The following is an 18,931-nucleotide window of genomic DNA, read 5'->3' as shown; positions in this document are numbered from 1 at the left end:
CCCGCGGAGCGGGTCAGAACGCGCTGCGCGCGTTCGAAGGGAATCCACCTCGCTTCGCTCGGTGGCCTGGGTCCGCTTCGCTCTCCCAGGTTCAACCCTCGCGAAGCGAGGGTTGAATGACGGAGTGTCCGTTGAAGGCCGGCTTCGCTCGGCCTTCAACGGACCGCGCCGCTTCGCGGCGCGGTGGGCAGGTCCGCTGCGCTCCCCTGCCTTCGGCTTTTCGGCTACGCCTTCAAGCCCTGGCCCACTTCGTGGGCGGCTGGCTACGCACTCTGCTGGCCTGGATGTTGGTGAGGGCTTCGGCTTCGCTCGATGTGGTGGGCTGTTCCTTCACGCTCGTACGGGCGGGCGGTGGTCCTGTCATAGTGGGTGGGGGCCCGGTCCTACGGGCGAATGCAATCAAAAATAACTCCGGATAGAGTCTACGCTTAGCGGGTAGTTCCTCTTCCGCGGTGGAAGGTGGTGTGGTGTGTCGGCTCGGGTGACTCTCCGTCCTCACCAGGTCGAAGCCGTCGATGCTGTGGTTCGGGCTTTGGGGGGCGTACCGGGTGAAGGATCGTCGGATGGGGGGCGGGCACAGGTCGTCGCGGCTACCGGTACCGGTAAAAGCCTGATCGCTGTCCATGCGGCGAGGGCGCTACGTGCCAAACGAGTCCTAGTGCTGGTCCCTACGCTCGGGCTGCTGGCGCAGACCGTTTCGGTGTGGCGGGAGGCGGGGCGCCGGGGCCCTATGTTCGGCGCCTGCTCGCTGTCGGGTGAGGACGGAGAGGGTCTTCAATGCACCACTGACGAGGTGGAGTTGGTGGGGTGGGTATCGGGTCTGGAGTCGGTGACGGTCTTTGCCACCTATGCCTCGCTAGGACTGGGGGTGCTGGAGCGGAGCCATCGCGTGGGGCTGGAGGCGTGGGACCTCGTGGTGGTGGATGAGGCACACCGGACGTCAGGGGCGTTGGGGAAGGCGTGGGCGGGGGTTCATGACGATGGGCGGGTGCCGGCGCTGCGTCGGTTGTATATGACGGCTACGCCGCGGTTGTGGGAGGTGGCGGATCGGGAGGGTCCGGAGAGGGGTGGTGAGCTGGTTGCGTCGATGGACGATGAGGCGGTGTTCGGGCCGGTGGTGTATCGGCTGTCGCTGTCGGAGGCGATCGAGCGGGGGCTGATCGCTCGCTACCAGGTGGTGTGTGTGGACATCGCGGATCCTGGTCTCCCCGTGGTCGAGTTGGCGGGGGGTGCGCGCAGGACGGCGCGGGTGCGGGGGGCGCGGCTGGCGGCTTTGCAGACGGCGGTGGTGAAGGCTGCTGCGGAACGGCGGCTCGGGCGGTTGCTGACGTTTCATTACCGCACGGGTGAGGCCGAGGCGTTCTCCAGTGGCCTGGGTGAGGTGGCGAAGGAACTGCACGAGAGCGATCCGGGTCTTTATCCGGGGGTTGATGGGGTATGGGCTGACTGGCTGTGCGGGGAGCACAAGCCGGGGCACAGGGGTCGGGTGCTGGAGCAGTTCGCGTCGGAGCCGGAGGTTGATCCGGGAGCGGCGTGGGTGCGGGTGCTGTCGTCGGTGCGGGTGCTGGGTGAGGGGGTCGATACCAAGGAATGCGACGCGGTCGTCTTCGCGGATGTGCGAGGGTCGGCCGTCGACATCGTCCAGGCGGTGGGGCGGGCGCTTCGGATGCAGCCGGGGGAAGGCAAGGTGGCTTCCCTGGTCGTTCCTGTCTTTCTCGGGCCGGGCGAGCAGCCTGACGAGATGCTGGTCTCGCGGGCCTACGGGGAGCTGGTGAAGGTCTTGGCGGCGCTTCGGGCACACGACGCCCAGGCGGTGGAAGAACTGGCTGCTCCCCAGGTGGCCGGGGGCCAGTCGGGCGGCGGGGTGGTGGAGGTACCGGGCGAGGTGAGCCGGGTGGCCGCAGAGCTGTTGTCGTTCTCCCGGCCGCGGGATCCCGCGCAGCTGGCGGCCTTTATCAGTCTGCGAGTCCTGCAGCCGGAGAGGCAGTTCTGGCGACGGGGTCTGGCGACCGCGCTGGCCTACCACAGTGACCATGGTGATCTGGCGGTCCCGTACGAGTACCGGACCGCGGACGAGTTCGCCCTGGGAATGTGGATCGCCCGACAGCGCAGTGCCCACACCCGTGGGGAGCTCAGCCAGGAGCGGATCGACCAGCTGGACGAGCTCGGCATGATCTGGTCGCATGCCGAGGTCGCATTCGCCGAAGGACTGTCGGCGGCACGAGGGTGGGCCTCCGAGCATGGGCACCTGCTGGCGCCGGCCGATGCCATGTGGGACGGGTACGCGGTCGGGGTGTGGCTGAAGAACCAGCGGGCCGCCGCAAGACAGGACAAGGATAAGCAGGGGGCAGGCGGACTGAGTGCGGCCCGGCGGCAGGCGCTGGAGGACATTGACCCGGCGTGGTGCCCGTCCTGGTCGGTTGCCTGGCAGCGATGCTTCCACCTCGCCCGCCTCCACGTCCAAGACGGGCGGGCGCTGCCCGAGGAATCGGGACGGGTCGTGGTCCAGGGAGAGGACCTGGGGCAGTGGGTCAGCCGGCAGCAGCGCCAGTGGGAGGCCCTCGGGACGGCGCAGCAATGGCTGCTGAGAGAAGCCCTCGGCCTCGGGCCCTTGGAGGTCGGCGAACGGGGCGTGGCAGCGCCGCGACGTACCCGGGCGCAGGTATGGGCAGCGAACCTGGCTGCCGCCCGCCAATACCAGGAGCGGGAGGGGCACCTGGAAGTACCCCACCGCCACATCGAGAAGGTCGACGGGAACGAGCATGCCCTCGGGGTGTTCATCGCCAACAGTCGGACCCGCCAGGGACGGTTGGCGCCCGAGCGGATCGAGGAGTTGTCCGAACTCGGAATGCGCTGGGGGTGAGTCGGGAGTGGGGCAGCCGAAGATGCTTGCCTTCAGGAGGCGCGGTTGCTTCTGCGTGAGCGGGGGCAGTGCTGGCAGACCATGCCCTTGCTTCGGTTAGCCACGGAGTCTTCGGCGGCGTGTCCCTGAGTGCACAGCCACCACACCACGCGTCGGGTATGCGGCGTAACGTGCGTGGGCAGGAGGGGCCCGTTGAGCGTTGGATGCCACTGCGCGGCAAGATCCGGTATACGGGCCGCAAGCGAGGTCGTCTCGGTGGCGTAGCGGCCGGAGCAGAAGCCGCATCCGGTTCCCTTGCCGACACGCTGGTCGATCTTGGCGCGCCATGCGTGTCCTGCGGCGCACAGCCACCACACCTCTTTGCCAGAGTGGGCAGTGACCTGTCTCGGGGTCAGCTTGCCGTTTCGGTGCGGATGCCATTGCCCGGCGATACGGGGGAATTGCGCTGCGAGGGATCTGGCTCCGTGGTCTTGGGCGCGCAGCGCGTTGATGGCGCGGTCTGCTTCTTCCTGGGCGACGAGTCGACCGGCGGCGATGTACATCACGACTGCTTCTCGCGCAGCGGCCGTGGGGAGGTAGTCCTCCTCGATCATTTTCGGCATAACCGCCGCTGCTACCTGGAAGGGTTTCGCGGCTCTCGGCGCCGTGGTGTCGCAGAGGCCAGTCAGGAGCAGTGGGTGCTCGCGCACCCTGATCACATTGTAGCCGGCGCGTTGCAGCCGCTGTGTCTTCTCCCGGTCGCGTGTGCCGGTGTCCTTGTGCCAGTAGAAGCCGTCGTACTCCACCGCGATATCACCGAGGATCATGTCCACCCGCAGGCGCTGCCTGTGGGGCGTGCTCAGGCGCACGTCACGATTGAGCGGCTTCAGGTGACCATCCAGCACGTGGCGAAGTTCGGCGAAGGCTCTCACCTCCACCTCAGATACGCCGGTGAGCTTGCACTGGTCGCACGCGCTTCCTGCGGATCGCTTGAAGACCATGGCTCGCCATTCGTGGCCGCCGACGCAGCGCCACCAGGCGTTAAGCCGTGCCCCGTAGGGGATTTGGTTTGGAGTCAGATCCTTGTTACGGGTGGGGTGCCACTGCGCTGCGAGTTCCGGGTTTCGGGTAGCGAGGTCATTGCCGTACCCGACCTTCTGGTTGGCGCAGTACGGGCATCCGGAGCGTCTGGCTGTGCGGTTCGCTACGACGGCCTGCCACTCGTGGCCGCAGGAGCCCAGCCACCAGACTTTCCGGTTGGATTTGGGGGCGATACTGTCGGGTTGCAGGTCGCCGTTGCGGGTGGGGTGCCAGTCACCAGCTACCTCGGGGAACTGGGCCGCCAGATCGTTGCCGTATCCGACTCTACGCTTCCCGCAGTAGGGGCATCCGCACCCGCGGCTCCTGCTGTGGACCACGGCCTGCCACTCGTGGCCACACGAGCCGAGCCACCACGCCTTTCGGCTTGACCCCGCTGCGATCGAGTCCGGAGTGAGGTCACCGTTGCGGGTGGGATGCCATTCGCCAGCTACCTGCGGTGCGGCCGACCTGAGGCTGGTCCCCCTGGCCGGTCTCAACTCGTGATCGCCGGTGGTGGGTCGGGGTGCGGATGTCATGGCCGTGAGGTTAACTCCCGCCGCTGACAGTTGGTGTGGAGGCTGAAGGGGTCGACCGTTCTGCGCTGCGTGCCGTGGCGGCTGTGGCAGAGGCGGAGTCGATGGACACCTGCGAGTTATGCGGGGCACCCGGCAGCGTCCGTACCCGCAATGACGAGCCGGCCGGACGGCTGGCGCAAAACCGTGTACGCCACCTGCCACCGCAGGTGGTCCGCCCACCGACTCATGATCATTCATGGTGTGGTGTCAGGAGCGGCAGAGATGAGGCAATGCCTCGTCTCTGCTCGCGTTACCAGCACCAGCCCTCCAGCCAGTGCGTTAAGGCCAGTTAACCTCGCCTGACCCTTGCTGTCAGTCCCTGCGGCTAGGCTTCAAAGCCGGTCAAGGAGGAGGGTTGCATGATCTACGGTCTGCTGACACCGGATGTGCCGCTCGGCCCGTTCGAGGGCTCGCCCATCACCGTGTGGTCCGCCCAGGGCAAGCAGGCCAAACTGCACGCCAGTTCTTCGTGTTCCTACCTACGCTCCGCCCGCGCCACCAAGCGGGAGGTGCATCTGGATGCCTCGGTGGTCGCCCGGATGTGCCCGCAGTGCGGGGCATACAGCTCCTGGGCGCGCCCCGGGACGGGCCTGGCCGTCTTCCTGGACACGCTGACCGGGCTGGGCCTGCTACACGAACTGGACAGCTTCCGGGACGCGGACGAGGACGCCTCCAGTGACGAAGAGGTCCGGCAGGCGGCGGCCCTGCTTCACTGGCCTGCGCCCGGGGTGCCGACGGACACCGCCGCACAGGCCGAAGCGGAGGACGACGACGACACCGCGTGGGAGGAGTTGCAGCAGGCTCGGCGTGTGCGCGAGGCGGTATTTCGTGAATGGCGCGACGCGTTGGCGAGCATGCACCGTGCGCACCAGCAGCTGGAGCTGTTCCCGTGGCTGAGGTCTTGGGCCAAGGCTGCGCTGCAGGTGAAGGCCGATCGGCTACGCGCCGTGCAGGTCCAGGCCCAGCTGCTGGTCACGGAGGATGCGCTGCTGGCGGCAGCAGCAGCAGCCGCAATGCAGGAACCGGATGTCCCCGCCGACGACGCGGGATTCGCCCTGCTGGGCGCTCCTGCCGAGGCGAGGAAGAAGCTGTTGTCGCTGTGGCGGCGGTGGCAAAGGACGGTCGAGGACAGCTGGGATCCTCCACGGGAACAGGCCTACCTCGTCCACCATCTGGCAGACGGGACGAGCAGCCGCCGCAAGGGACGCGACCAGATGCTCGAGCGCGCCCGGGCTGTACTGACCGAATGGGAAACCCGTGCCCGGTTGGCGGCCGAGCGAACGTATGACGAGCAGGTCCTGGTCGCGCGCCTTCCCCACGACGCGGTGACGGAGCGCGACTCCCGCAGGTCACTCCTTGACCGGTTGGACGAGTGGGAGCTGGGCGTCCTCGCCGTGTACACGGTCGACACCGTCTGGCAGCCGCATTCCGTCATCACCGTGCGGGTACCGGAGCCCGTGGCCGCGCGCCTGCTGAAGCAGCATCACGGCCTCTCCTACACCAAGAGGGAGGCTGCCGGGATGGAACCGGCGTCCGATGCAGTGGCCGAACCATCTTTCGGTCCTGGGGTGTTCGACGACACTCCGGTCCGCAGCAGGCGCCCAGTCACCCTCGCACACCTGCGTGCACTGCGCGCCGCGATGCGGAACGCGGAGCAGTTGTACGTCGTCTTCTCCGCCGACGCCGGCCTCGAGGTCGTGGCGCTGAGCGTCCTGGAACAGCGCTGCGCTGCGGGATGGCGGGGCGTCATCATCGCGGGCGCCAGCGACCTGCCCGACGCCCTCTTCGACAACCAGCCCACCCCTGCCGGTCAGGACGCGCCGGAAGACGGTGAGATCTGGCCCGAGCGTGTCTACGATCCGCATCACGCGGCGTTCGGCGCCGGACTGGGTGTGGCGGAAGGCGAAAGGGTGCTGGTGCGGCTGTGCGCGGGGCGCCGGGACGTGGATCACGCGCTGCGGTCGCTGGCCCTGGCGCGAGGCATGGCCGACCTGCGCGAGTTGGAGACTGCCGGGTACGACGACCGGGGCCTTGCACGCCGTCCCTTTGCCACCGCGGTCTGGCACGGTCTGCTGGCCATGGAGCAGCTGGACCTGCAGCCTTTCGAGCCCGACACTGAGACTGGCTGGCAGCGCGGGTCGGGTCTGCCGCTGGGCGTGCTCGCCCAGGCGCAGGTGTACACCTCCGACGCGGCCGGCCGGTTTCAGGGCCGGGCCCACTCGCCCGGCTGCGCCCACCGGCGCCCGGAGCGCGGCGTCGGCCGCGATGACGACCTGGTGACCCTCGAGGAACTCATGGGCAGCAAGGATTTCGACCCGTGCAGCAAGTGCGGCGGATACGCGATACGTCGCCTGGACCACGACGAGGTCGCCTACTACCGCGCTGCGCACCTGCTGCACCATCTGGCACAGCAGGTGCATGCCGTGGCCCGCAAAGATGGCGGGGACCGCTCGGACCTGGCGGCCACGCTGGAGGAATTCGCCAGCCTGGACCGGAATCAGACCGAGGCGTGGTTCCCCTCACGGGAACAGGCCCGCCGCTGGCGGGAGATTGTGGACCGTCTGCATCGGGCGCTGCCCAGGCCCGGACCGGCATAGCACAGACCCCGTCCGCGGCAACGGGCGTCCCGGCCCGCCGCCGCCCCACACACAGGTCAGCAGGGAGCACGGCTCATGAGCCCGCGCGCCCAGGTCGACGTATCCTCCCTTCATCTCCCGGAATGCCGCCCCGTACAGGGCGTGAGTCCGCAAGGCCGCCTGGGTAACGAGGTGATTCGCCTCCATCGCGTGCCACGATGAAGCAGAATCGGCCGATGTGAGTGACATTCCTCCCATGCCCTGCGGTGATGTCTTCCTTACGCCCGAATCCGGGCTGGCCGACACGTACTCGCGGTTGAGCTCAGCAGAAAATCCGCACCAGCGGGGCAAAGACTTCGAGAAGCTGCTGCGCCGGGCCTTCGAGCTGGCGCACTTCATCGTGGAGCTCGATCCGGGCATGGCCCTGCCCCGGCAGACGGACCTTGCCGTGCGTTACGGGGAGCGGCAATACCTGCTGGAGTGCAAGTGGCAGCAGGCAAAGGCCGACATCGATGTGCTGGGTACGGTGCATGATCGGCTGCGGCGTGTCAGTTCCCATGTGGTCGGGGTCATCGTCAGTGTCTCGGGGTTCACCACAACGCTTATTGACGAGGTGGGCCGAGAGCGCAGCAGGCCGGTGCTGCTGATGGATCACGCAGATGTGCTTGCCGTACTGCGTGATCCCGCGTCGCTCCCGGGTCTCTTGCAGAGCAAGCAGGAACGGCTCGTCACCCACGGGCGCGTTCATCTGGGCGGCGGGGCAGTTCAGGGGCTGCGCCGCCCAGCGCGCGAGCTGCCAGCCAGCGATCTGATGCTGTGCGGCCGGGATGGTGAGGCCTTGCCCTACATGTTCGTTCCAGGAGGGTTTACCTCCGCGGTCTTCGCCATATCGGTGACGGATGTCGACTGGTCTTTCGGCCGAGGGCGCGGGGTGTGCCTGGACATGCCTGTGCAGGCTCGTTCGACCGAGGATCTGGTGGGGCTGCTTCACACTCTCGACGAACTCGGTCTGACCAGCCACCGTCCCACATGGGCTTTACAGCAGCTCGGGTCCTCCTGGTTCGGGATCGGCGCCCCGGCGCTCATCGAGGCTCTCGACGAGGCTCCGCAGCGGACAGCAGCCCTGGACGAGCCCCACCACAGTGAACAGCTCGTCTACTGCGACACCGCGCTGGACGGTCTCTACACCCTGACCGCAAGTATCAGCGCTCCCCCACTACCCGGTGAGGTCTCTTCCGAGGACGAGCAGGCAGGCCGGCGCGCGGTCTCCCAGTGCAGGCTTTCCTTCCAGCTGCCCGGTACTCCGCTGGACACGACCGCGCTTCAGCACCTAAGGGAGCGCTTCGGCGTCACCACGAATGCCTACTTCCGACCTCTGGAGGCCACAGCGGTACGGGTAACCTGGCTCGACCAACAGCCGGTTGAGCCGCTGGCCACGGTCGTGGAGCTTGACCCCATCACCGGAACAAAGTTCGTCGTCGGTCTCGTCATACGCGACCATTACTCAGCAAACGGCGACCACGCAGTCCTCACGGACTGGCCCCTTGAGCTGCAGGACAGCGGATTCCTCGTGTGTACCCTGGCCCACCACCATCCCGTGGACCAGCCGCCCGAGCGGTACTGGCTCGAGGCGATCCACTCGACCAGCACGTCCGACCTCACCGTCACTACCATCCAGGCCAACTGGTAACCGTAGAGAAGGCCGCTGAAGCATCAAGGCCGTGCGCTGCATGGTGGGGCTGAGCGGGGGCGGGGCCACGTCCGGTTTGGGAGATGTAATTCTTGATGTCCTTTGAATCGTGATGGGTGGGCAGCGCTAGAGAGTCCCGGAATGACCAAGGCTGTGAACAGGCAGGCTAAGACGTTGTTTCAGTTGGTGAGTCTGCGGTGGCAGATGAGGGCTGCGGCTATGCCGACGAAGGCGAGGAAGTGCTCGGGCTTGCGTTCGTAGCGGCGGTGGAGTCGTCGGCAGCCGGCCAGCCACGACACCGTGCGTTCGACTACCCAGCGGTGGCGGCCCAGGCGCTGGGAGGACTCAATGCCCTTGCGTGCGATGCGGTGGCGGATGCCTCTGCCGCGGAGCCATCGGCGCAGGTAGGCGTAGTCGTAACCCTTGTCACCGTGGAGCTTGGCCGGGCGGCGCCGTCGTGGTCCGCGTCGGGAGCGGATGGGCGGGATGCCGCGCACGAGGGGCATCAGGCCGAGGCTGTCGTGCATGTTCGCGGCCGAGATGCCCAGCGACAGGGGCAGTCCGTTCCGGTCGGTGATCAGGTGGATCTTCGATCCGAGCTTGCCACGGTCGGTCGGATTCGGTCCGGTCAGTAGCCCCCTTTTGCAACCCGGACACTCACGGAGTCGATCGCGCACCGCGACCAGTCCAGCTCTCCGCGGGCACCGAGTTCGTCCAGGATCACGCGGTGGAGCCGGGCCCAGACCCTCTCCCGGCTCCACTGGGCGAAGCGGCGGTACACCGTCTGCCAGCACGGGCCGAACACCGGGGGCAACTGCCGCCACGTGCAGCCCGAGGTGGCCACGAAGACGATCGCCGCCAGGGCCTCCCGATCACCCGCCCGCCGCTTGCCCCCGCCCTGCGGACGCCTGTTCTCCGTCGGAAGCACCACTCTCCGGAACAACACCCACAACTCATCCGGCACCAACCGCTCAACCAGGTCCGTCACACACAGTTCAACGAACGATCAAGCCAACAGAAACGATGTCTAAGCGGCGGCTAAAGCCGGGGCTCTGGGAGCGGCGTGTGACCTTCGCGGACAGCCACGCGGCCCTGGCGCCTTGTATCCGCTCGGCAGTCCCCGTGGAGAACCGAGGGTGGACGACCCTGTCGCTGGCTGGCTGGCTGGCTGGCTGGCTGGCTGGCTGCGGCAACGAGGAGTGGTGTGCCAGTCACCGGATCCAGCGGAAGTCGAGGGCTTCGAGTGCGTGGCGTTGTTCTTGGGTGAGCCGGAGTGGGTCGCGGCGTTTGTCGGCGATCCAGGTCGCCAGGTGAAGTCCGGTGTCGGGGCAGAGATAGTCGTAGGGGACTTCAAGGTGCTGGTGACTGCGCCAGAAGGCACGTGCCGCGCGCAGTCCTCGGACGAAGGCCCACGCTGCATGGCCGCGGGGGCGGCGCAGGAGCAGGGCCAGGGGGTGGCGCAGCGGGAGGGCGCCGAGGAGTTCGTGCTGGTCTGGGTGGAGGGTGGGGAGGGCGTCGATCTGTGTGTCCAGCCAGCGGGTGAGGGCCGTCTCGTCGGTGTCGGGGCTCAGGTCTGGGAAGGGGAGGTTGCCGGCGCGGGCGGCAGCAAGGGCCTGGGCATAGGTGTGATGCCAGTGTTTCGGCCAGTAGGTGTCCCACCACGGATAGATCTCGTTCAGGGCACGCTGATAGCCATAGGGCAGGATGTGCCGGCGCGCCTCCCGGCGGCGGTCCGCGATCCAGCGGCCGAGACGGATTCCGCCGAAGGATTCTTCGCGGTGCGGGGCGAGGTGGCCGTGGCGGGCTTTGTAGTCGCGGGCGATCTGGAGCTTGTGCTCGATGCTGTGGTGGGGGTGGGGCCAGATCATGCCGAGGGTGTCGAGCTGTTCGATGCGTTCGGGCAGGAGCATGTGGTTGATGCGCAGGGAGCGCTGTCGGCCGAGCCACCAGCCGAGGTAGAAGTGGTCGGGGTCGAGGTAGCGGCTGGGGACGTTCAGGTGACCATAGGTGTCAAAGTAGCGCTGTGCGCTTTCGAATCCGATCTGCCATACCCGGTTGGGTACTCCGGTGGCTTGGAGGTCGAGCAGGGGGATGATCTCGTCGGCGCGTTCGGGCCGGGCGGCGACTCCTAGGTTGTCCTCGGAGTCATGCGACAGGGCCCAGTCGACGCGATGGATGACGTGCTCGTCGTAGGTGCTCAGGGCGATGAGGACCTGGTAGAGGAGCCGGTAGCGGGTTCCTTTGACTCCGTCCTCCAGTTCTTGTCCGGGTTCCATGAAGACAGGGACGACGATGGTGGAGATCTTGTCGTCGCCGGGATTCTGACGCAGCGCGCGACCCACGGCCTGGGTGATGTCGAGGGAGCTCTGTTTGGAGTCGGCGAAGAGGATCGAGTCGGTGCTGGGGACGTCGATGCCCTCGCCCAGGCAGCGGCAGTTGCTCAGGACCGCCCTTTGAGGGGCGGCGTCGGCGCTGGAAGTGTTAATCGGGACGGAAGCGAAAGCTTCGAGAGACTGGCGGCGGACAGCGGGGCTCTGCTTGGCGTTGACGGTGCCGACAAGCAGAGGCGCCCGCGCCTCTACGGGCATGAGCGCTGCTGTTTCAGGGAGGGTCTCGGCGAACATGCCGGCGGATGCGATGAGGCGGTGGAAGGTCAGGGTCCGCCGCAGGTCGTAGAGGTGCTGGGCGCGCAGCAGGGCGATCTGTGCGGCTGCCACGCGTAGGGCTTCGGCGCCAGCGGATGCGATGGAGGCGTATCTCAGGACGCGGTGCAGTTCGGCGTCGCTGATCTCGACGGCGACGATGCGGTAATCCGCGAGCAGGCCTTGGTCGATCGCTTCGGCCAGCGAGATGCGGTAGACAACGGGGCCGTAGAGGCTGTGGTCGTCCATGGAGGCCGCTTCGCAGCCGATCGCGACGTGTGAGCCGGCTTTCTCGTCGAAGACGCGCGGGGTGGCGGTCATGTAGAGGCGGTGGCGGGCGGGCAGGACGTCGTTGTCGTGGATGACGCCCCAGGCTTTGTGGCGGTTGCCGGCGGTGCGGTGAGCCTCGTCGGAGATGACGATGCCCCAGCGCGGCAGGTGGTGATCGCGGTGGGCTCGGGCCAGGTGATTCAGCGAGTGGTAGGTGCAGAAGACGTTCACCGGGCCGCCGGTCAGCGAAGCGTGGCGAGCGAGTTCGCCCGGGTCGTGGACCATGGTGAGAACGCCTCGCAGGGAGCGGACGTGGGTGTCCTCGCGCGAGCAGTAGCCCAGGTAGATCCCCGGGCGGCCTTCGCTCTGCCAGACGGCGGCCGTCTGCTCGAGCAGGTCCAAGGTGGGCATCACGACCAATGCGTTGCCGTGGGATGCGGTCTCTCGGGCGGTGTTGAGGGCGACGAGGGTCTTGCCCGTTCCGGTGGCCATGACGACGCTCACACGGGGCGCGCCATCGGTGAACTCGTGAACGCAGGCATCGACGGCGAGTGCCTGGTGCCCGCGTAGCGGTGTTCTGAGGCCGTTGCTCGTCAGTGTGGGCACAGTGCCCTCCCGGCAGCGGATCGTCACTTTGCGGATCAAGGTTCAGACCCGTGCCGCGGAGACTGTCGGGGTGTTGCCGCCAGATTCACCCGAAGGAGTTAGAGGTCCTTGACCGGGCTACGCGGTGGCTGGTGACGATAGAGCGCAGACATGCGTGCGGGGCGGGGCGGTCGCAGAAGAGGAGGTGCGGCGTGGTGGTGCAGATGCTGGGGCTCTACGGTCCTCGTCAGCCCCTGCCGATGCGGGTGCTGCCTCTGCCCGGTGAGTCGACGGGGTCGTTCGTGAACCGGCTGGCGCACGCCAACGGGCTGGAGCTCTGGGACTTCCTGCAGCGCGTGGGTCAGGGCACGGGATCATCGTCGGATGATGCGGCCCGCGTGGCGAAGTACCCCCAGTGCACGGAGATGTACGTGAACGGGCCGGGCCTTGAGTATCTGGCCATGCTGGCCGGTCAGCCGGCGGCCAGGCTGCGACGGGCACTGCCCGGGCTGGCGCCACGCCACCGGCTGCCCGGTGACGGGGACGCGGTGTGGAAGTGGCCCTGGCAGCCGGCGGAGGGGCGCCTCGTGCGCTGCTGCACGAGGTGTGCGGAGGGCCGCGGGGTCAGGGAGCCAGCCTGGTGGCTGCTGTCGGACGGCTGGCGGGTGTGTGCCCGGCACTCGCGATGGTGTGACGACTCAAGAACGGAGCCGCTGGACGGGCTGTCCTTGACGGAGCTCCCCGAGGTCGTCGAGGCGCATCTGGAGCGTGGCCGGCTGCAGAGACAGTTCGGCGGGTCGGGTGAGGAGCTGTTCGCCGACGCTTTCCAGGTGGCGGCGGAATGGTGGCGGACGATGCCCATGGTGCTGCGCTGGGTCCACCGGGCGTGGGCGTGCAAACTGGAGGACCGCAGCCGCCGGGTGATGCCGCTGGTGATCTACCCGGAAGCGGCGCGGCTTGCGCGGTTGATGCTCGAGTTCGAGCAGTCGGACCTCCGGGACAGCGATGCCCGCGGCCGGTGGCTCGGCAAGACCGAGGCACTGATGGGGTCGTGGGAGCTAGACGTGCAGGCGGGAAAAGGGCCGCTGCTGGACTGGCTGCACCGCCACCGGCTACTGGCTGCCCCGGAAGCACAGCCGGCTGACCGGTCCGGGCGGGGACGGTTGCCGCTTGCCCCGGGGCACCGTCGGCTCGCCTCGACGAATGGGCCGTTGGAACAGCGCTCATGCCTGTCTTGATGGCCCTTGCCCTTCAGTCGGCAGCTGGTGCGTAGCAGGAGCCCGTCGTGTCCTGTGCCGGTTCGGTTCCCGGCGGAAGAGCGGGCCTCGAGTGTCAGTGCGGGTCTCTAGGCTGGCATCCGGCGCGCACGCTGTGGGGCGGCATAACGAGTCAGAGGGCGGCATTGGTAGCAAACGACAGCAGGGCTCACAACTGGCGCAGTATCCGTGAGTGGGACGGAAGCCAGCATCGTGCCTTCGAAGAATTGTGTTTCCAGCTCCGCTCAGCGGCCCCTGCGGGTTGGGAGACGATCAAGACCGCTGCTCCGGACGGCGGGGTCGAATGGTACGACCAGGCCCCTGACGGCAGTGCCGCACACGGTTACCAGGTCAAGTTCGTCCACAGTCTCGACGACCTCCTCCCCCAGGCGAGGAAGAGTGCGGCGACGGTGGGTGAGAACATCGCCAACCGGAAGATTGTCCGTCTGGAGTTCCTCACCCCCTTCGACCTCCCCGACCCCACCCCACTCACCCCGGCGGGCAAGCCGCGTGAAGGCGCACGGGACAAGTGGAACAGGAACGTCGCCTCGTGGAAGGAGACGCTGCCCGGTCTCGCTAATGTCGACATTCGCTACGTCGGTGGTGGTGAGCTGCTGGACCGGTTGACCCGGCCGGGAAATGAGGGGCGCCTGTGGTTCTTCTTCGAAAGGCGCGCACTGGGCAGCGACTGGCTCAAGGAGGAGCTCACGCTGGCTGAGCGTCTGGCTGAAGCACGCTACACCCCCGAGCATCATGTGCCGTTGCCGCTGGCCCAGGTGGCCGACGCGTGTGCGCTGCCCGCGGAGTTCGTGCGGCAGGGCACCCAAAGGGCCCGGGACCTGCAAAGCCAGATCGAAGCGTTCCTCACCCAGCTGACACGGTGGAACAGCACCCATCCCCCCTCGCCCAGCAGCCCGGCACACCAGGACCTGTCGCGGTGGGTGCGATCGTGGACGCCTGCGATACGGGAGGGCGTACAAGAGGCCGTTGACGGCCTCTCCGCCGCGTCTGCGCTTTCCGGGTTCCCTGCCGAGGAGACAGCCTCTGTCGCTGAGGACATGGCGCGCCTGCTGGATGACTTCGCGCAGCTGGCCGACCGGTTCGTCACGCACTCTCGGCGCGCCGAGGCTTCCGCTTCGCCTGCGACGCCGGGGCAGATACGGCCGGCCTGGGAGGGCGTCAAGGCGCTGGCCGAGGGCCCGCTGGCTCGTGCGTACGGCACCTGCGAACGGATGACGGCGCTGATGCGGGACACGGCGGCCCAGGCGGCACAGAAGGGGATGTGGCTGCTGAAGGGAGCCGCCGGGCAGGGCAAGACGCATCTGCTGGTCAACGCCGCACGCAGGGCCGTGGACGCCGGTCGGCCGGCGCTGGTGGTGTTCGGCCAGGAGCTCAGCGGGCGCGATGCGTTGACTGAGATCGCGCAGAAACGCGGGCTGGGCGCGATCGCCGAGCGGGACTTCCTTCAGGCGATGGACGCCGCGGGAGCCGCCAGCAACTGCCGCTTTTTGTTGATCATCGACGCGCTCAACGACGCCGACGATGCCACGCGCTGGAAGAGCGAGCTGGTCGCCCTGCAGGGGCGCATCGCCGCGTTCCGGCACATCGCCCTGGTGGTGTCCTGCCGCTCGACCTTCACATCCCTGGTCGTACCCGACGGTTTCGAGGGCCCCGTCTCGGACCACCCCGGTTTCGCCGGCCGGGAGATGGAAGGCCTTGAGAGCTACCTCAAGGGAGACCCTGCGGCTCTTCCGAGCACTCCCCTGCTCTCCTCGGTCTTCACCAACCCTTTGTTCGTGAAGCTGTACGCGGACGGTCTGAGCAGGAGCCGAAGCCGCGGTTCGACCGACACCGCCGGGCAAGCCCGTGACCGCAGCACCGTCTTCGACGCCTACGTCGAGCACCGGGCGGAGGTGATCTGTGCGCGCCTCGGCCTGGATCCGCTGACCCGGCCGGTCCACCGGGCGGTGGACACCCTGGCCGCGCACATGGCCGCCGCCGGGGTGTCCGTTCTGGGCCGGGCACAGGCCCGTGCCCTGGTCGACGCGTATGCGCCCGCGGCCGCGAAGTGGCCGGACACCATGCTCGGGGAACTACTTCTTCAGGGCATCGTGTCGAACGAGCGGACCTACCGAGCTGAAGAGGAGACGGGGATCGGTTTCCCCTACCAGGCGTTCGGCGATGACCGCATCGTGCGGGCGGTGTTCGCTTCCCACCCGGGCGAGATCGATCGCTTGCGTGAGGGCCGGGAACTGGGCGAGGACTCTGCGTTGCGGGCCTGGCTGGCTGCGGCCGCCCCGAACTATCAGGAGGCCGCCTCGATTCTGCTGCCCGAGCAGACGGGGACGGAAATCATCGATCTTCTGGCCTCCCCTTCCCCGCCGCCGGCCGGGGAAGACAGGCCCGCCGGCCGGCCGGAGGTGCGCAGCCGTCAGCTGGCCCGGAGCTTTGTGACCACTCTGCCGCTGCGCAGCGCCCGCAGCGTCAACGAGCGCACCGTCGAGCTCCTCAACGAGACGGGAGCCCGTCACGGACGTCTCGGCGATGTGCTGGAGGCCGTGGTGGCAGTCACCGCGGAGCCGGGGCATCTACTCAACGCCGACCGTCTTCACGCGACGCTGGCGAAGATGCCGCGGCCCGAGCGTGACGCGTGGTGGGGCATCGAGACGTACAACCTGTTGGGGGAGGTCACCGCGCTGCACCGGCTGCTGCGCTGGGCCGAGCAGTACCCCACGCCGCCCCGTCTGCGCCCGGCCTCGCGCCCTGGCCGGCCCCGTCTGGGCCTGCGGGCACGCCTGCAGGCGCAGACGTCGGGTCCAGCGGAGAAGGAGGCGGTCCGTCTGGCGGCCACGACACTGGTGTGGACGCTGACGTCGTCCAACCGGTTTCTGCGGGACCGGGCGACGAAGGGACTCGTGCAACTGCTCTTGGGGCACGGGGACGTTCTGGTGTCCTTGCTGGACAGGTTCCTCGATGAGGACGTGGAGAAGGTCGACGACCCCTACCTCTTCGAGCGCCTGGTGTGGGTCGCCTACGGGGTGGTGGGCCGGTGCGGGCAGGGCGAGGAGCAGGATGCGCTGGTGGGCCAGATCGCCCGGCGGCTCATCGGTCACGTCTATGGGGACGTCGGTTCGCCTGCCCATGCCTCACGCAACGCGCTGCTGTGCGATGCGGCCACACGCCTGGTCACCCTGGCGCACGGGGCCGGATGCCTGACCGATGAGGAGGCAGCCGCGGTCCGGCATCCGCACCCCTGTGCCGAGATCGGGCCGGCGCCTGCGCAGGAAGACCTTGATGCGCTCTTCCCCCGGACAGCGCAGCCGGAGTCTTCGTGGGGGGCAGTCCTCGCTTCCCTGTCGTCGCTGGGCGACTTCGCGCGCTACGAGATCGAGCCCGCGGTGCACCACTTCAGCATGCTGCCATTGTCCTGCGACTATCCCGGCCGGCCGTCGTGGGAGCGGAGGAATGATCCGGTCGTGGTGGACCCTGCGAGCATCCCGGCTTTCGCCGAGAGCCTCCCGCCCGACGTCCGGGCCGCTTTGAGCACGCCGGAAGCAGTCGCGCAGCTCCTCGCCGGCGGGGAGGGCAGACAGGTCCTGGAACAGGACCAGTACGCACTGCTGCAGGGCTGCCAGGTGCCGCCGACCGAGGACGAACGCCTCGCGCAGGACCGCGTGGATGCCGAATGGGCGTCGCGCTGGGTTTTGGGCCGCGTCGCCGAACTGGGCTGGTCGCCCGAGCTCTTTGCCGAGTTCGACACCTACCGGCGTCATCTGCCCAGCTCCGCTGTCTCCCACAAGGGTGAGCGGATCGGCAAGAAGTACCAGTGGATGGCTCTGCACGAGCTCGTGGAACGCCTGGCGAATCATCACCATCCTCACCGGACCAATGAGCAGGACCCTGCCGCATATCCCGGTGCGGCACAGCTGTTGCTGCTCGACATCGATCCCTCCCTGCCTCCGGCCCGGCAACCGTTCTCCGTCATGGACGACGACACCAGCCCCGACGAAGCCGACAACGCCACGTTCCCGCCCGCGGATCCCTCGCACCCCCTGGCGCCTGCCGTGCCGACTCTGCCGGACGACGACGCAGCGGCCGACTGGATCAATGCCGCGGACCGTATGCCCGATCTTGAGGAGCTGGGCCTCAGGACCGACAGTGAGGGCAGGCAGTGGATCGTCCTCCACGAGCAGGCCACGGACGACCACGACGGCAGAGGCTGGAACGCCAGCCGGGGCCAGGCCGAACAGTGGCACCACCTCTACAGCTGGATCGTGCCCGACCAGCAGTCCGCAAGCCTGCTCGCATGGCTTGAGGGCCGCCCCTGGACGAACCGGCTGATGCCCGAGGGCCCCGACCGTCACAGTCTCCTTCTGGCCGACTTCCCCACACCTCCCGGCCCCTGGACCGATCCCGAACCCGATACCTGGCATGTGGCCACGTTCGCTTACGAAGAGGCCCAACCCGTTCAGGAAGCAGAAGCAGCCCTGGACAGCCTGCTTGTCCCAGACAGCGACGAGGAATCCGATGACGATACGCAGGCGCTGGATCCCGATCCTGAGCCCGCTGACCTGAGCGGGACCGGCGACGTCTACACCCGTTGGCGTGAGCGGCAGGCACGGAGGAGGGCGGAGAGGCTCGTCGGTCTCGCGCGGCGGTGGGCGGACGGTCCAGTCGAGGACGACGACGAGTGGGCGGAGCGTCTGCTCACCACGCCGCGGGGCCGGCGCGACCGCGCCACGGACGCCACCGGCAAGCCCGTGACGGCCATCCCGACCGACCAGACCTACCAGTGGAGCGGGCAGGCTTCGGACTGTTCCCTCGATGCCTCCGTCTGTGTGACCCTGCTCAACGACCCGCTGCTGAGAGAGGCCGGGCTGCGACGCGACCCCGACCAGCCCCACTGGTACGACGCGGACGGGCTACTGCGGGTGCAGTACCTGACGTGGGTCCGCCCCAGCGGCAAGGCCAACGCCCTGCTGGTCTGCCGGCAGTGGCTCGAGCAGCAGCTCAAGCGCCTGGGCTGCGATTTGATTCACGCGCTGCGCGGAGAACGGCAGACGCTGTCTGAACACCCACGTTCCTGGCGGGAGTTCAGACAGATTAGTGGTCACAGCGCCCAAGGGCACCGGACTGCGGGAACGCCCGTCACCGCCCTGAAGAAGAGCTTCCGCTAGGTGGCGGGAGCCGGGCGCCTCGGCGTGGCTGGACGTCCCGTCAGCCGCGGTGCGGCATAGGGCGCAGGGGCCGTGCCCGGGCAGGCGGCACAGATGCCTGTGGTGCGGCGGCCTGCTGCGGACGGGGCCGGTGGCCGAGGCGGGCCACGTTCTGCGCGGGAGGATCACTCCTTGTGCGGGGGCGTGTAGGTCACGGCTGCAGCCGATGCTGCACGCACCGGCGCGTTCACCCTTTCGG

The 18,931-nt window shown here is 68.1% G+C and carries 8 protein-coding genes; 5 read left to right on the top strand and 3 right to left on the bottom strand.

Annotated features, from left to right (window positions below; translation table 11 throughout):
* The first annotated feature begins 469 nt into the window (after positions 1–469).
* Entirely contained in the window at positions 470–2,863 is a 2,394-nt protein-coding gene (locus ACFYOU_RS22815) for a Helicase associated domain protein (protein ID WP_391308024.1), read from the top strand.
* A gap of 32 nt (positions 2,864–2,895) precedes the next feature.
* Here ACFYOU_RS22815 and ACFYOU_RS22810 read toward each other — a convergent pair whose 3' ends face one another.
* Positions 2,896–4,458, bottom strand: coding sequence for a zinc-ribbon domain-containing protein (locus tag ACFYOU_RS22810; protein ID WP_391308022.1), 1,563 nt, complete (start codon positions 4,456–4,458; stop codon positions 2,896–2,898).
* 398 nt (positions 4,459–4,856) lie between these two features.
* Here ACFYOU_RS22810 and ACFYOU_RS22805 point away from each other — a divergent pair, with 398 nt between their 5' ends.
* Positions 4,857–7,094, top strand: coding sequence for a hypothetical protein (locus ACFYOU_RS22805; RefSeq protein ID WP_391308021.1), 2,238 nt, complete (start codon positions 4,857–4,859; stop codon positions 7,092–7,094).
* A gap of 217 nt (positions 7,095–7,311) precedes the next feature.
* Positions 7,312–8,763 carry a hypothetical protein gene (locus ACFYOU_RS22800; protein ID WP_391308019.1) on the top strand — a complete coding sequence of 484 codons (1,452 nt, stop codon included), beginning with the start codon at positions 7,312–7,314 and terminating at the stop codon, positions 8,761–8,763.
* Between the two features lie 179 nt (positions 8,764–8,942).
* On the opposite strand, the gene ACFYOU_RS22795 is transcribed toward ACFYOU_RS22800, so the two are convergent.
* A protein-coding gene (locus tag ACFYOU_RS22795) for an IS5 family transposase (protein ID WP_391308040.1) occupies positions 8,943–9,742 on the bottom strand; the annotation gives its coding sequence in 2 pieces (ribosomal slippage) (positions 8,943–9,401 and positions 9,404–9,742; 798 coding nt in all).
* A 232-nt stretch (positions 9,743–9,974) separates the two neighbouring features.
* On the bottom strand, positions 9,975–12,281 hold the full coding sequence (locus tag ACFYOU_RS22790) for a Helicase associated domain protein (protein WP_391308017.1): 2,307 nt from the start codon (positions 12,279–12,281) through the stop codon (positions 9,975–9,977).
* A gap of 191 nt (positions 12,282–12,472) precedes the next feature.
* Here ACFYOU_RS22790 and ACFYOU_RS22785 point away from each other — a divergent pair, with 191 nt between their 5' ends.
* Positions 12,473–13,498 (top strand): TniQ family protein, encoded by a 1,026-nt coding sequence (locus ACFYOU_RS22785; RefSeq protein ID WP_391308015.1) that lies wholly within the window; start codon positions 12,473–12,475, stop codon positions 13,496–13,498.
* Positions 13,499–13,926: 428 nt separating this feature from the next.
* Complete coding sequence (locus tag ACFYOU_RS22780) at positions 13,927–18,693, top strand: hypothetical protein (RefSeq protein ID WP_391308013.1); 4,767 nt, start codon at positions 13,927–13,929, stop codon at positions 18,691–18,693.
* Positions 18,694–18,931: the final 238 nt, after the last annotated feature.

The sequence above is a fragment of the Streptomyces sp. NPDC005955 genome, assembly GCF_042871255.1.
Lineage (GTDB): Bacteria > Actinomycetota > Actinomycetes > Streptomycetales > Streptomycetaceae > Streptomyces.
Note: the sequence above shows the minus strand (reverse complement) of the source record. Positions and strands in the feature narration are given on the sequence as shown.

What these genes read in the sequence shown, in the direction of transcription:
- ACFYOU_RS22805 (WP_391308021.1), top strand. Translation starts at nt 4,857, where the DNA reads ATGATCTACGGTCTGCTGACACCGGATGTGCCGCTCGGCCCGTTCGAG.
- ACFYOU_RS22810 (WP_391308022.1), bottom strand. Translation starts at nt 4,458, where the DNA reads ATGACATCCGCACCCCGACCCACCACCGGCGATCACGAGTTGAGACCG.